This is a genomic window from Paenirhodobacter sp. YD-8 (assembly GCF_056590935.1).
Map to the genome: position 1 here is coordinate 3,538,711 of NZ_CM152649.1, position 13,655 is coordinate 3,552,365.

The 13,655-nt window shown below is 68.2% G+C and carries 12 protein-coding genes; 6 read left to right on the forward strand and 6 right to left on the reverse strand.

What is annotated here, in order from left to right:
* The first annotated feature begins 34 nt into the window (after positions 1-34).
* Positions 35-958, forward strand: a complete 924-nt coding sequence (locus AC0QTQ_RS17185; protein WP_480257579.1) for a sulfite exporter TauE/SafE family protein — start codon at positions 35-37, stop codon at positions 956-958.
* On the forward strand, positions 955-1,716 hold the full coding sequence (locus tag AC0QTQ_RS17190) for a TIGR02186 family protein (RefSeq protein WP_480257580.1): 762 nt from the start codon (positions 955-957) through the stop codon (positions 1,714-1,716). Before AC0QTQ_RS17185 ends, AC0QTQ_RS17190 begins: the two co-directional genes overlap by 4 nt.
* A 5-nt stretch (positions 1,717-1,721) precedes the next feature.
* Here AC0QTQ_RS17190 and AC0QTQ_RS17195 read toward each other — a convergent pair whose 3' ends face one another.
* The 3 genes from AC0QTQ_RS17195 to AC0QTQ_RS17205 form a co-directional block, all read right to left on the reverse strand.
* Positions 1,722-1,958, reverse strand: a complete 237-nt coding sequence (locus AC0QTQ_RS17195; protein WP_480257581.1) for an Lrp/AsnC ligand binding domain-containing protein — start codon at positions 1,956-1,958, stop codon at positions 1,722-1,724.
* A 59-nt stretch (positions 1,959-2,017) separates the two neighbouring features.
* The gene (locus AC0QTQ_RS17200; protein ID WP_121533723.1) at positions 2,018-3,565 is read right to left on the reverse strand and encodes an ATP-dependent DNA helicase; all 1,548 of its coding nucleotides are present in this window, start codon (positions 3,563-3,565) and stop codon (positions 2,018-2,020) included.
* A gap of 159 nt (positions 3,566-3,724) precedes the next feature.
* Positions 3,725-5,698, reverse strand: coding sequence for a protein meaA (locus AC0QTQ_RS17205; RefSeq protein ID WP_480257582.1), 1,974 nt, complete (start codon positions 5,696-5,698; stop codon positions 3,725-3,727).
* A 329-nt stretch (positions 5,699-6,027) separates the two neighbouring features.
* Here AC0QTQ_RS17205 and ccrA point away from each other — a divergent pair, with 329 nt between their 5' ends.
* Entirely contained in the window at positions 6,028-7,320 is a 1,293-nt protein-coding gene (gene ccrA, locus AC0QTQ_RS17210; protein WP_480257583.1) for a crotonyl-CoA carboxylase/reductase, read from the forward strand.
* A gap of 77 nt (positions 7,321-7,397) precedes the next feature.
* Here the strand turns inward: ccrA and AC0QTQ_RS17215 are convergent, their stop codons facing one another.
* From AC0QTQ_RS17215 to AC0QTQ_RS17225, 3 genes are read right to left on the reverse strand one after another with little or no spacing between them, the layout of a single operon-like run.
* Positions 7,398-8,075, reverse strand: coding sequence for a glycosyltransferase family 2 protein (locus AC0QTQ_RS17215; RefSeq protein ID WP_121533726.1), 678 nt, complete (start codon positions 8,073-8,075; stop codon positions 7,398-7,400).
* Complete coding sequence (locus tag AC0QTQ_RS17220) at positions 8,072-9,205, reverse strand: ceramide glucosyltransferase (protein WP_480257584.1); 1,134 nt, start codon at positions 9,203-9,205, stop codon at positions 8,072-8,074. The genes AC0QTQ_RS17215 and AC0QTQ_RS17220 overlap by 4 nt, the downstream gene beginning before the upstream one ends.
* Positions 9,202-10,005: a UDP-2,3-diacylglucosamine diphosphatase gene (locus AC0QTQ_RS17225; RefSeq protein WP_121533728.1), complete on the reverse strand. Its 804-nt coding sequence runs from the start codon at positions 10,003-10,005 to the stop codon at positions 9,202-9,204. The genes AC0QTQ_RS17220 and AC0QTQ_RS17225 overlap by 4 nt, the downstream gene beginning before the upstream one ends.
* A gap of 257 nt (positions 10,006-10,262) precedes the next feature.
* Here AC0QTQ_RS17225 and AC0QTQ_RS17230 point away from each other — a divergent pair, with 257 nt between their 5' ends.
* The 3 genes from AC0QTQ_RS17230 to AC0QTQ_RS17240 all read left to right on the forward strand — a co-directional run bounded on the left by AC0QTQ_RS17230 (position 10,263) and on the right by AC0QTQ_RS17240 (position 13,652).
* The gene (locus AC0QTQ_RS17230; protein WP_480257585.1) at positions 10,263-11,288 is read left to right on the forward strand and encodes a GSCFA domain-containing protein; all 1,026 of its coding nucleotides are present in this window, start codon (positions 10,263-10,265) and stop codon (positions 11,286-11,288) included.
* Complete coding sequence (locus tag AC0QTQ_RS17235; protein ID WP_480257586.1) at positions 11,285-12,064, forward strand: hypothetical protein; 780 nt, start codon at positions 11,285-11,287, stop codon at positions 12,062-12,064. The genes AC0QTQ_RS17230 and AC0QTQ_RS17235 overlap by 4 nt, the downstream gene beginning before the upstream one ends.
* 103 nt (positions 12,065-12,167) lie before the next feature.
* Positions 12,168-13,652, forward strand: coding sequence for a calcium-binding protein (locus AC0QTQ_RS17240; RefSeq protein ID WP_480257587.1), 1,485 nt, complete (start codon positions 12,168-12,170; stop codon positions 13,650-13,652).
* Positions 13,653-13,655 lie beyond the last annotated feature (3 nt).

Sequence of the window (13,655 nt, forward strand, 5' to 3'; positions counted from 1 at the left end):
GCAACACTGAAGGCTCATCCCGACGGGCGGCCGAATGCAGATCTACCTTCCCATCGCCGAGGTCTCGGTCAACGCCTTTCTCCTGCTGGGCCTCGGGGGCATCGTCGGACTGCTGTCCGGGCTGTTCGGCGTCGGCGGCGGCTTTCTCATCACGCCGCTGCTGTTCTTCATCGGCATCCCGCCCTCGGTGGCGGTGGCGACCGGCGCGAACCAGGTCGTCGCCTCCTCGGTCTCGGGGGTGCTGGCGCAGTTCAAGCGCAAGGCGGTCGATGTGCCGATGGGCATCGTGCTGCAACTGGGCGGCCTTGCCGGCTCGGCGCTTGGCATCTGGGTGTTCAACCGGCTGACCAAGCTTGGCCAGATCGACCTCGTGGTGCAGCTGGCCTATGTGCTCTTCCTCGGCTCGATCGGGCTCTTGATGCTGCAGGAGGCGGTGCGGGCGATCCGCCGCGCCCGCAAACCCGGCGCCCGCCCCCATGTGAAACGGCACCAGCACCTCTGGGTGCACAAGCTGCCGCTGAAGATGAAGTTCCGCACCTCGGGGCTCTACATCTCGGTGATCCCCCCGGTCTTGGTCGGCATGGCGGTCGGCGTTCTGGCCGCGATCATGGGCGTCGGCGGCGGCTTCATCATGGTGCCGGCGATGATCTACCTGCTCGGCATGCCGACCAAGGTGGTGATCGGCACCTCGCTCTTCCAGATCCTCTTCGTCTCGGCCTTCACCACGCTGATGCACGCGATCACCAACCAGTCGGTCGACGTGATGCTGGCGCTTTTGCTGATCATCGGCGGGGTGATCGGGGCGCAGATCGGCTCGCAGCTCGGCGGCCGGCTGAAGGCCGAACAGCTGCGCATCCTGCTGGCCCTGCTGGTGATCGCGGTGGCGGCGAAACTCGGGCTCGACCTGCTGATCCGCCCGGCCGAACTCTATTCGCTTTTCGCGGGAGGTCGGGGATGATCCGCTGGTTGCTTCTGCTGCTGCTCTTCGCGCTGCCGGCCGAGGCGGGGGATGAAGAGGTCGTCGCCGGTCTCAGCCGCGACAACATCGGCATCACCGCCGCCTTCGACGGCTCCGAAGTGCTGATCTACGGCGCGGTGAAGCGCGACGCGCCCGAACCGGGCGGCGCCCCGCTCGCGGTGATCGTCACCCTCGAGGGGCCGGCGCATCCGGTCACCGTCCGCCGCAAGTCGCGCGAATTCGGGATCTGGGTGAACACCGACAAGGTCCGCGTCGCCGCTGCGCCGAGCTACTACGCCGTCGCCACCACCGGCCCGGTGGCCGAGATCTTGGCGCCCGAGACCGACGTGACGCAGCGCATCACCGTGCCGCTTGCCGTGCGCGCCTTCGCCGGCCCGATCGAGGTGGCGGATGCCCGCCCCTTCACCCAGGCCCTGATGCGCATCCGCGAGGAGGCGGGGGTCTATTCGCTGGACGAAGGGGCGGTGCGGCTGGTCGAGGACACGCTCTTCCGCGCCGATTTCCACCTGCCCGCGAACCTGACCGAGGGCGATTACAAGACCCGCATCTTCCTGCTGCGCGACGGCAAGGTCGTCGACAGCTATCAGACGGCGATCTACGTGCGCCGCGTCGGGCTCGAGCGCTGGCTCTACATCCTGTCGCGCGAACATGCGGCGATCTATGGCATGATGTCGCTGGCGCTTGCGGTCTTCGCCGGCTGGGCCGCGGCGGCGCTGTTCCGGCTGATCCGGAACTGATCCGCTCAGAAGGCGCGGAAGGTCATCGTGGTCAGGGTGCGCGCGATGCCCGGAATGTCGAACAGCTTCTCGTTCAGGAAATGGCCGACATCGGCATCGTCGGGCACATAGACCTTGGCGATCAGATCGAAATCGCCCGAGGTCGAGTAAAGCTCGCTCACCACCTCGCGTTCATAGATCGCGTCGGCGACCGCATAGGTCTTGCCGGGCTGGCAGCGGAACTGGACGAAAACGCAGCGCATGAGAGGCCTCCTTCTGTCGCCGCCACACTAGGCGCAGCGGCGGCCGAGGGGAAGCACCCTCAGCCCTCTTCCTCGCGCTCGAGCGTCAGCGTGGCGCCGCCCTTCGGCAGGTCGTCGATCGAGAGCGGCGCCGAGGGCCGGGCGAGCCGCGCCCGCACCACCCACAGCAGCCGGGTCTCGGCCCGGGTGATCGCGACATAGGCAAGCCGCTTCCACAGCGGGATCCCCGCCTCGGTGCGGCCGGCCCGATAGGCGGCATAGATGTCGGGGGCGAAGACCTGCACATCGGGCCACTGGCTGCCCTGAGCCTTGTGGATCGTCACCGCCGCGCCATGCAGGAAGGCCGCCCCCATCCGCGCCGCATAGGGGATGAAGGGCTCCTCCTCGTCGGGCAGCTCGATCTTGATGATCGAGGCCGCCGACAGCCGCGGCTCCTCCGCCCCCATTACATGCAGCCGCGAGAAGCCGGGCTTCTTGCCGGGACCGAGATAGATCACCTGCGCGCCCTTGATCAGGCCGCGCGCCTCGAGGTCGATGCGCTTCTTGCGATGCTTCAGCGGCAGCTCGATCCCGTCGCAAATGAGCGGCTCGCCCGGCAACAGCGCGTCGGCCGGCGCGCCATGGGCAGCGCGGAAGGCCTGGATCAGCCGGATCCGCGTCGCGTTGCGCCACACCAGCACCGGGCTGCGCGCCATCAGGTCGCTTTCCACCCGCTCGGCCCAGACCACCCGCGGATCGCGCGCCGCGGCCGTCTCGATCATCCGCTCGAACGCCTCGAAGGTCAGGCTGTCGTCGGCCAGCGCATGGGCGAGGTCAAGGATCGGGTTGTCATCGGCCTGCCGGTGAATGCGGTGCAGCACATGTTTCGAGGCGGCGGGCAGACGCTCGAAACACATCTCGCCGGACTGGTTGACGGGCGCGAGCTGCGCCGGATCGCCGAACAGCACCAGCGTCGGAAAGATCTCGCGCAGGTCGTCGAACTGCCGCTCGTCGAGCATCGAGGCCTCGTCGACGAAGCCGATGTCGAGCGGATCCTCGCGCCGCTTCCAGCCCTGGATGAAGTCCGAGCCGCGCAGCCCTGCCGAGGCCAGCGCCCCGGGGATCGACTTGTGCAGGTCGTAAAATGCCTTCGCCCGGTCGAGCACCTCCTCGGTCAGGCCCATGTCGCCCAGAAGATCGGGTTTCGGCCGCTCGCCCTGCCCCGCCAGCCATTCGGCGATGCGCTCGTATTCCGGGTCATAGACCGGGGTGTAGAGGATGCGGTGAATGGTGGTCGCCGGCACCCCGCGCGAGCGCAGCACCGAGGCCGCCTTGTTGGTGGGCGCCAGGATCGCGAGCGTGCGCCGCTCCTTGCGCTTGCGCCCCTCGAAATCGCCCGAGACGATCTCGATCCCGGCCTCTTCCAAGGCCTTGTAGAGATTGGCGAGCAGCAGCGTCTTGCCAGAGCCCGCCTTGCCGATCACGGAAAGAACGCTCGGCGCGCCGCCCTCGGGCATCACTGTGCCCTCGACGATGTCGACGCCCGCAGCCTCGAGCGCCTCGGCAACGGCATCCCAGGCCTCGGCCTGATCTTCGGAAAACTGGACGGTCGCTGGGGTGGTGCTCATGGGCGCGACCTTACAGGGCGCACCCGGCTTTCGGAAGGCGGGAAATCGGTCCGGACAGGCGCCTCCGGCGGAGGTATTTTCGGCAAGATGAAAGCCCCCTCCCCTTTCATCTTGCCTCAAATACCTCGGGGGTCCGGGGGCCGCGCCCCCGGCACCCTATCAGGCCGCGCGCGAGGTCGGGGTGACCAGCGCGACGATGTCCATCATGATCCGGTTCAGCTCGAAATCCTTCGGCGTATAGACCCGCGCCACGCCGAAGCCCTTCAGCTTCACCGCGTCCTCGTCGGGGATGATGCCGCCGACGACCACCGGCACATGGTCGAGCCCGGCCGCACGCATCCGCTCCATCAGCTCCTCGATCAGCGGAATGTGGCTGCCCGAGAGGATCGAAAGACCGACCACATGCGCCTCGTCCTCGACCGCCTTCGCGACGATCTGCTCGGGCGTCAGGCGGATGCCGTCATAGGTGATGTCCATGCCGCAGTCGCGGGCGCGGAAGGCGATCTGCTCGGCGCCGTTCGAATGGCCATCAAGCCCCGGCTTGCCGACCAGGAACTTCAGCCGCCGGCCGAGCTGCGAGCTGACCGCATCGACCGCGGCGCGGATCTCGTCGAGCCCCTCGGTCTTGTTCGAGGGCGCGCGCGAGACGCCGGTGGGCCCGCGATATTCGCCATGCACGGCGCGCATCACGCCCGCCCATTCGCCGGTGGTGGCGCCGGCCTTCGCCGCGGCGATCGAGGCGGGCATGATGTTGCGCCCGGCCTTGGCATCGTCCGAAAGCCGCGCCAGCGCCGCCTGCACCGCCGCCTCGTCGCGCGCCGCGCGCCAGGCGGTGAGCCGGCCGACCTGATCGGCCTCGACCGCCGGATCGACGACCATGATGCCGCCATCGCCCGCGGTGAGCGGCGAGGGCTCGCCCTGCTGCCAGCGGTTCACGCCGACGACGATGGTCTCGTTCGCCTCGATCCGGTTGATGCGGGCGGCGTTCGAGTCGACGAGCCGCGCCTTCATGTAGTCGATCGCCGCGATCGCCCCGCCCATGGCGTCGAGGGTCTCGAGCTCCTGCCGCGCGCCGGCCTTCAGCTCCTCGACCTTCGCCGTCACCGCCGGGTTGCCGTCGAAGAGATCGCCGTATTCCAGAAGGTCGGTCTCGTAGGCCATGATCTGCTGCATGCGCAGCGACCATTGCTGGTCCCAGGGCCGCGGCAGGCCGAGCGCCTCGTTCCAGGCCGGTAGCTGCACGGCACGGGCGCGGGCGTTCTTCGACAGCGTCACCGCGAGCATCTCGATCAGGATGCGGTAGACGTTGTTCTCCGGCTGCTGCTCGGTCAGGCCGAGGCTGTTCACCTGCACGCCATAGCGGAAGCGGCGGTATTTCTCGTCCTCGATGCCATAGCGCTCGAGGCAGATCTCGTCCCACAGCTCGGTGAAGGCGCGCATCTTGCACATCTCGGTGACGAAGCGGATGCCGGCGTTCACGAAGAACGAGATGCGGCCCACCATCGCCGGGAAGCCCTCGGCCGGGACCTTCTGCTTCAGATCGTCCAGAACCGCGATGCCGGTCGCCAGCGCAAAGGCCAGCTCCTGCTCAGGCGTCGCGCCGGCCTCCTGCAGGTGATAGGAACAGACGTTCATCGGGTTCCACTTCGGCAGGTGCTCGCGCGTATAGGCGGCGACGTCGGTGATCATCGCGAGCGAGGGCTTCGGCGGGCAGATATAGGTGCCGCGGCTGAGGTATTCCTTCACCAGGTCGTTCTGCACCGTGCCCTGAAGCTTCGACACATCCGCGCCCTGCTCCTCGGCGACCGCGATGTAGAGCGACAGCAGCCACGGCGCCGTCGCGTTGATCGTCATCGAGGTGTTCATCTGCTCGAGCGGGATCTGGTCGAAGAGCGCGCGCATGTCGCCCAGATGGCAGACCGGCACGCCGACCTTGCCGACCTCGCCCCGCGCGAGCACGTGGTCCGAATCATAGCCGGTCTGGGTCGGCAGGTCGAAGGCCACCGAAAGCCCGGTCTGCCCCTTCGCGAGGTTCATCCGGTAAAGCTCGTTCGACTTCGCGGCCGTGGAATGGCCCGCGTAGGTGCGGAACAGCCAGGGCTTGTCCTTGGCGGGTTTCTGGATCTCGGTCATGGCGGCCTCCGGGGCTGGGGCGATTCACGAATGGGCAAGAAAATTGCCGTTCGAGACCTGATATGCGAAAGAATGTGTCCCTGTCAATTCGCTGCGGCGCGGCGCCGCGGGTGGACATGCAGAGCGGTTGCGGCAAGCCCTGCTGGGCGCAGGGCAATCCTTTTGCTTGTGCAGCATGGACTTGCCGGTTTCTGCCCGCGGCCGAAACGGGAGGGACACAAAATTACAAAATCACAACTTCGAGCATTGCATTATTGCGCGAGCAATATTATTTCGGTCTGCAATCCCCGCCCGATTCTGCGGCGCGGCAACGACAACAGGAGATGCTCATGGCCCTCGACGTGAACACCGGGATCGCCCCTTATGATGCGCCCGAGAAGGACCTCTACGAAATCGGCGAGATGCCGCCCCTCGGCTATGTTCCGAAGAACATGTACGCTTGGGCGATCCGTCGTGAGCGTCACGGCGAGCCCGAGCAGTCGTTCCAGGTCGAGGTCGTGCCGACCTGGGAAATCGACAGCAACGAGGTGCTGGTGCTCGTGATGGCCGCCGGCGTGAACTACAACGGCGTGTGGGCCGGCCTCGGCGTGCCGATCTCGCCCTTCGACGGCCACAAGCAGCCCTATCACATCGCGGGCTCGGATGCGGCCGGCATCGTGTGGAAGGTCGGCGACAAGGTGAAGCGCTGGAAGGTGGGCGACGAGGTCGTGATCCACTGCAACCAGGACGACGGCGACGACGAGGAATGCAACGGCGGCGACCCGATGTTCTCGCCCAGCCAGCGGATCTGGGGCTACGAGACGAACGACGGCTCGTTCGCGCAGTTCACCCGCGTGCAGGCGCAGCAGCTGATGCCGCGTCCGAAGCACCTCACCTGGGAAGAATCGGCCTGCTACACGCTGACCCTCGCCACCGCCTATCGCATGCTCTTCGGCCACGAGCCGCATGACCTGAAGCCGGGCCAGAACGTGCTGGTCTGGGGCGCCTCGGGCGGCCTCGGCTCCTTCGCGATCCAGCTGGTGAACGCGGCCGGCGCCTCGGCGATCGGGGTGATCTCGGACGAGGACAAGCGCGACTTCGTGATGTCGCTCGGCGCCAAGGGCGTGATCAACCGCAAGGACTTCAAGTGCTGGGGTCAGCTGCCCAAGGTGAACTCGGAAGAGTACAACACCTGGCTGAAGGAAGCGCGCAAGTTCGGCAAGGCGATCTGGGACATCACCGGCAAGGGCGTGAGCGTCGACATGGTCTTCGAACACCCCGGCGAGGCGACCTTCCCGGTCTCGACGCTGGTGTGCAAGAAGGGCGGCATGGTGGTGATCTGCGCCGGTACCTCGGGCTTCAACTGCACCTTCGACGTGCGCTACATGTGGATGCACCAGAAGCGCCTGCAGGGCAGCCACTTCGCGCACCTCAAGCAGGCCTCGGCGGCGAACAAGCTGATGATCGAGCGCCGCATCGACCCGTGCATGTCCGAGGTCTTCCCCTGGGACGAGATCCCGAAGGCCCACACCAAGATGCTGCGCAACCAGCACAAGCCCGGCAACATGGCGGTGCTGGTGCAGGCGCCGCGCACCGGGCTGCGCACCTTCGAGGACGCGCTCGAGGCCGGCAAGCAGGGCTGAGCCCCTCGCACGAGAAAGAAAAGACCCCGCGTCCGGAAGGGCGCGGGGTTTTCGTTTGGCCGGCCGGTCTGGAGAGGTCAGGCGCGCAGGCGGCGCATGGCGAGGATCTGCGCCGCGGCCGCGTGCAGCGGCACGGTGCGGAACATGTCGGCCAGCATCCGCACATCGGCCTTCACGCCCTCCCAGCGGCCGCGTTTCGCCCCCTTCCAAGGGCTCGCGACCTCGGGCCAGCGCACCACGGCGATGCGCTGCCGGCTGCCGATCCAGCGCCGGTTCAGATAGACCTCGAGCCCGAAGCGCGGCAGCGTGCGCAGCGCGCCGGTCTCGCCGATCAGCGCCTTGGGCATCACCCGCTCGCCCGAGATGTAATCAAGCCCGATCGCCCGCCAGGGCCAGGGGGAATTGCCGCGCAGGCTGATCGAGACATCGGCCCGCCCCTCGCGCACCGGCGCGATCAGCGCCTCGAGCGCGGTCGGGCCAAGGCCGATCAGGTCGCTGTCGATCAGCATGACCAGCTCGTGCGTCGCCGCCTCGATGCCGACCGAGACCGCCCAGCTCTTGCCGCGGTTCTCGGGCAGGCGGATGAGGCGCGCGCCCTCGACCGCCGCGGCAGCGTCCGCAGTGCCGTCGGATGAGCCGTCGTCGACCACGATCACCTCGTCGATCGCCGGGTGGCCCAGCACCTCGCGCAGCACGGTGGCGATGCGCGGCGCCTCGTTGAAGGCGGGGATCACGCAGCTCAGCCGTCGGCTCATGCCTCGGCGCCCCCGGCCCGCGCCGCCTCGAGCCCGCCCATCGCGGTGCCGCGCCACTCGAAGCCGCGGCGCATCCAGGTGGTCACCCAGAGCGGCGCCAGCAGCAGGTCGCGCAGCCCCATCGCGGCGATGTCGCGCGGCCCGCAGGGCCAGCCGGCGATGCGGCACAGCGCGATCTCGGCCCCATACCAGAGCGCGAGGAAGGGCAGCGCCCAGCCCAGACCGGCCAGACCGCCCAGCGCGATCAGCGCGGCGACGGGCGGCCAGGGGCCGAGCAGGATCTCGGCCACGAACAGGCCCGGAAAGCCGTCGCGCCGCACCCGCGCCCAGCGCAGCTGCCGGTCCCAGACCGCGCGCAGGCTGCGCGGCCCGATCGGCTGCGCGAAGGGCTCGCGCGCCAGACGCACCACCAGCCCCTGCCCGCGCACCGCCTTGGTCGAGGCGACGTCCTCGGCCAGATCGCGGCCAAGCGCGACGAGGCCGCCGGCATGTTCCAGGACGTCACGGCGCCAGAACAGCGTCTTGCCCTGCGCAAAGCCGACGCCAAGGCTGTCGGCCGCCAGCTGCCAGCGCGCCTGGAAGCTGTTCAGGAAGGCGCATTCGAGCGCGCCGCCCATCCCCTCGCCGCGGATGCCGACCGGCGGGCAGGACACCAGCCCCGTGCCCGGCTGCCAGACCGACAGCAGCCGCTCGATGTAATCGACGGGCAGCAGCAGGTTGGAATCGGTCATCGCGACGAAGGCGCCGCGACTGACGCGCCAGCCCTTCTCGAGGTTGTTGAGCTTCGGATTGCCGCTCAGCCCGCTTTCGCCGATCAGCAGCTGTGCGTTCACCTGCGGGTTCTCGGCGATCAGCCGGCGCACCAGCGCCACCGCCGGATCGCTTTCATGCGCGGCGCAGAAGATCACCTCGAGGTCGCGCCAGCTCAGCCGGAAGGAGGAGCCGAGCGTCTCCTCGTCATGCAGGTCGAGGCCGCAGACCGGGCGGATCAGGCTGACCATCGGCCGGCCGGGGATCGGGCGCACGGGGGTGAGGTGCAGATAGCGTCGCGCGGTCAGCACGGCCGAGGCGAGGTGCAGCGCCAGCGTCACCGCCACAAAGACCGACAGCAGGATGACAAGGGCGGTCATGCGCGGCGGCTCCGCTCGGCGGCGGGGGTCCAGAGCTCGGCGCTCTGCGTCTCGCCCGACCATTCCAGCATCTTCAGCGAGCCATCGGCGGTTTCGACAAGGGCGGTCTGGTTGTCGACCCAATCGCCGCAATTCGCGTAGACGAGCCCGTCGCGGTGATGCAGCGCCGCCTTGTGGTAGTGGCCGCAGATCACGCCGTCGTGGCCGCGCTCGCGCGCAAGCGCGGAAAGCCGTTCCTCGAACTTGTTGCCCACCAGCATCAGCGCGTTCACCCCCATGATCGCAAGCTCGAACAGCCCGCGCTCCGAGGTGCGATGCAGGTGCAGCTTCAGCCACTGATCGGCGGCGCGCAGCGTGGCATCGGCGCGGCTGCCGATCCGGGTCATCACATGCCAGCGGAAGATCCGCGCGTCGCATTGGTCGCCGTGCAGGATCAGATAGCGCATGCCGTCCGCCGCCCGGTGCACGTCGGTCTCGCGCAGCTCGAAGGCACCGAACATCGGCCCCTCGTGCAGGCGCAGCGCCGCATCGTGGTTGCCCGGCAGATAGACCACCCGCACGCCCGCCCGCGCCCGCGCACTCAGCTCTTCGATGATCGCGTCATGCACCTCGCCCCAGTGCACGCGGCCCGGGTGCCAGATGTCGAGGATGTCGCCCACCAGATAGATCGTCTCGGCCTCGGTGCGGTTCAGGAAGTCAAGGAAACGCGCCGCCCGGCTGCCTCTGGATCCGAGATGCAGATCGGACACGAAGAGGGTGCGATAGCTCTTGCGGATCGTCTGGGGCGCGGTTTCGGGCATGACGGTTTCCTTCTGCTTCCTGACCCCCAATGCGCCGCAAGCGATACGGTTTCATGTCAGTTCCGCAAAACTATGTGACAGTTTCTGCGACGCAGCAATGGCTTTCCGGCGTCACACGCAAGCGTGACACGAATGGACCGCATGTCAATCGCCTCGCAGCAGAGTCACCGCCCCGCCGCCAGAGCCTTGAAACGGCCCGATTTCCGTGGCCTTCTTCGGCAAATCCTTTGTGCCGCGAATTCGGGAATGTCCCGCCGATGTCGATCTATTCAGACCTGCCCGACCGTTGCTTCTGGCGTCGCTGCCTGCGCAGCCCGCGTTTCGATTTTGCCGAGATCTACCAGCCCACGGTGACGATCGAGGCGGGCGAGCCGATCGCCACCGCGGGCAGCTGTTTCGCGCAGAAGATCGGGCGCGAGCTGAAGCGCTCGGACGCGCGCTTCCTCGACCTCGAGCCCGCGCCCCCGGGGATGAGCGAGACGACGGGGACCGGCTTCGGCTATGGGCTCTATTCGGCGCGCTACGGCAATATCTACACCACCGCGCAGCTGCTGCAGCTGGCCGAGGACGCCTTTTCGGATCATGTCCGCGAAGACACGCTGTGGACGAAGGACGGCGCCTGGTTCGACGGGCTGCGGCCGCGGATCGAACCGGGCGGCTTTGCGCGCCGTGCCGATGTGGTGACGGCGCGGCGCTCGCACCTGCGCCAGGTGCGGCGGCTGTTCACCGAGGCCTCGGTCTTCGTCTTCACCCTCGGGCTGACGGAACGCTGGGAACATGCCGAGACCGGCACCGTCTATCAGCTCTGTCCGGCGACGGTCGATCCGGCCTTCGGCGCGCCCGAGCACCGCTTCCACAACACCGGGGTGAGCGAGGTGGTGTCGGAACTGACGCGCTTCATCGCGCTGGTGCGCGCCTACACGCCCGACCTGCGCTTCCTCTTCACCGTCTCGCCGGTGCCGCTTGCCGCGACCGCGACCGGCGGCCATGTGCTGCCGGCCACCATCCGCTCGAAATCGGTGCTGCGCGCGGCGGTCGACGAGGTCGTCACCGCCCTGCCCGGCTGCGACTATTTCCCCTCCTACGAGATCGCCACCGCCAACCCGCTGTTGCGCGACGCCTTCGACGCCGGCCAGCGCGAGGTGAAGGACGAGGTGGTGGCCGAGATCATGACGACCTTCTTCGCCGCCCAACCGGGGCTGAGCCGCACGCTGCCCGACACGGCCGCCGAGGAGCCCGACACGGTGTGTGACGAAATCCTGCTGGACGCATCACGGACATGAAGATCTTCGTCACCGGCAATTCGCATTCCGCCTGCCTGATCGAGGCCTGGAAACAGGTGCAGGACAGCTCTCCGCACCAGATCGACTTCTTCGTGCGCGGCGGCAGCGGGGTGAAGGACTACCGCATCGACGGCACCCGGATCGAGGCCGGCAATGACGATTTCCGCGGCTATCTCGCCCGGCTCGGGCTGAGGGACAGCTTCGATCTGGCCGAGTATGACGCCCGCGTGGTGATCGGCGCCGAGGTCAGCCCGTTCCTGATGATCGCGATCCTGAACAAGTGCCACGTGCTCGGCTGGCCCGACCCGAACCGCCGCGGCGCGCAGGAGATCACCGAGCGCTGCCTGCAGGCGGCGCTGGCCGACGGGTTGCGGGGCGCGAACGGCGGGCAGATGGTGGCGGCGCTGCAGGCCATGCCGGGGCTCGGCGCGCGGCCGATGCTGGTCGTGCCGCAGCCTTTCCCGTCAGAGCGACTCAGGACCATGGGGACGGCCGGGGCGGGCTTCCTGCGCGCGATCCGGGGGCACATGGCCCCCCTTGCCGCGGCGGGGTTCGCCGATGTCGCGTCGCGCACCTTCGCCGATCTCGGCGCGCGCTTCCTGCCTCAGCCCGAGGACACGACGGTCGATTTCATCCTCACACCCGAGGCCTTCACCAGCCGGGCCAAGCGGCTGATCGACCTCGACAAAGTGCAGCCGAAGGGGGATTTCCTCCACGCCAATGCGGCCTTCGGCGCACGCATCCTGGACCAGATCCTCGGCGCCCTCGACGCCTGAAGTCGATTAAAAAGCGCGATAAATCCCGAGCAAAATTGGCGGAACAAATAGGAAACCCTTAACCGCCCGAGGCGCAGTCTCCCTCCGAAGCAGGAGACACGCCATGTCCGGAATTTACATCATCGCGGGGCAGAGCAACGCCAACAACATCGCCGACGAGATGACGGCGGAATTGCAGGCGCGCGACCCGGGCTGCACCGTGCTCACCATCGCGGATGCCGGGGCGCCGCTGACCTGGGGGCGGGGGGGGGACACCGACTGGTATCAGGGCAACGACCTGCCGAGGGCGCTGCTCGATGCGCTGGACGCGGCGCTGCGCCGCGACGGCAGCGCCCATCTCGAGGGGATCATCTGGGTGCAGGGCGAGGCCGACACGCTCGCCTGCGCCCGCAGCAGCCTTTATGCGGAGAAGGCAGAGGCGCTTTTCGATCGGATCGAGGCGCATCTGCACGACGGCTTTGCCGGCCGGGGGGCGGAGTTCTACGATTTCGACGTGGCGACACTGCAGCTCTCCAGCTATGCGCCCGCATCGACCCGTGCGGCCTGGTCGACGATCGTCGGCGAGCAGCAGGCGCTGGCCGCCACGGATGACCGGGTGCAGCTGGTGAATGTCGATCTCGTCGCGGCGCAGGCAGGCATCCACCCCGGCGCGATGTTCGTCGACGCGCTGCATTACAGCCAGACGCTGGTGAACGCGCTGGTCACGGCCACCGCCGACAGCCTGCTTTCGGGCACCAGCGCCGCGGCCGCGCGGGTGACCATGGGCACCGACGGGGACGACGTGTTCGCCGCCGTGCAGATCCCCGCCGCGGCCGGCGGCGACCCGAAGATCCCGCCCCTCGCCTTTGCCGGTTTCGGCGGGGACGACACCTATACCGTGCTGTCGCCCCAGACGATGGTGATCGAGGCGACGGGGGGCGGCACCGACCTGATCCGGGCGCAAAGCAGTTACGACATGTCGATCTGGGCGCCGCAGGTCGAGGCGCTGACGGTGATCGGCACCATGGGGCGACGCATCGTCGGCAACGCCCTCGGCAACAGCCTTCAGGGCAACGCCGGGCACGACTGGATCGCCGGCGGCGGCGGCAATGACATGATTTTCGGCGCCGGCGGCAACGACACGTTGCGGGGCGGCTTCGGCGCCGACCGGCTGGCCGGCGGCATCGGCAACGACCGGCTCTGGGGGGATGCCGGCAATGACACGCTGCAGGGCGGGGCGGGCAACGACACGCTTGTCGGCGGCAATGGCACCGACTTCCTCAACGGCGGCGACGGCAACGATCTGCTGCGCGGCGGCTGGGGCGCGGACCGCTTCTATCACGACGGCACCGCGGCCGCGGGCTGCGACCGCATCGGCGACTACAGCAGTGCCGACGGCGACGTGCTGATCTTCCGCGACAGCACCGCCTCGGTCGATGATTTCGAGCTGCGCCTGGCGACGGTGCCGGGGGCGGGCGATGCGCAGATCCGCGAGGTTCTGGTGATCCACGAACCGACCGGGGCGCAGGTCTGGACGCTGGTCGACGGCGCGGCGCAGGATCACATCTGGCTGCAGATCGGGGGGCACAGCTATGACCTGCTCGCCTGACCC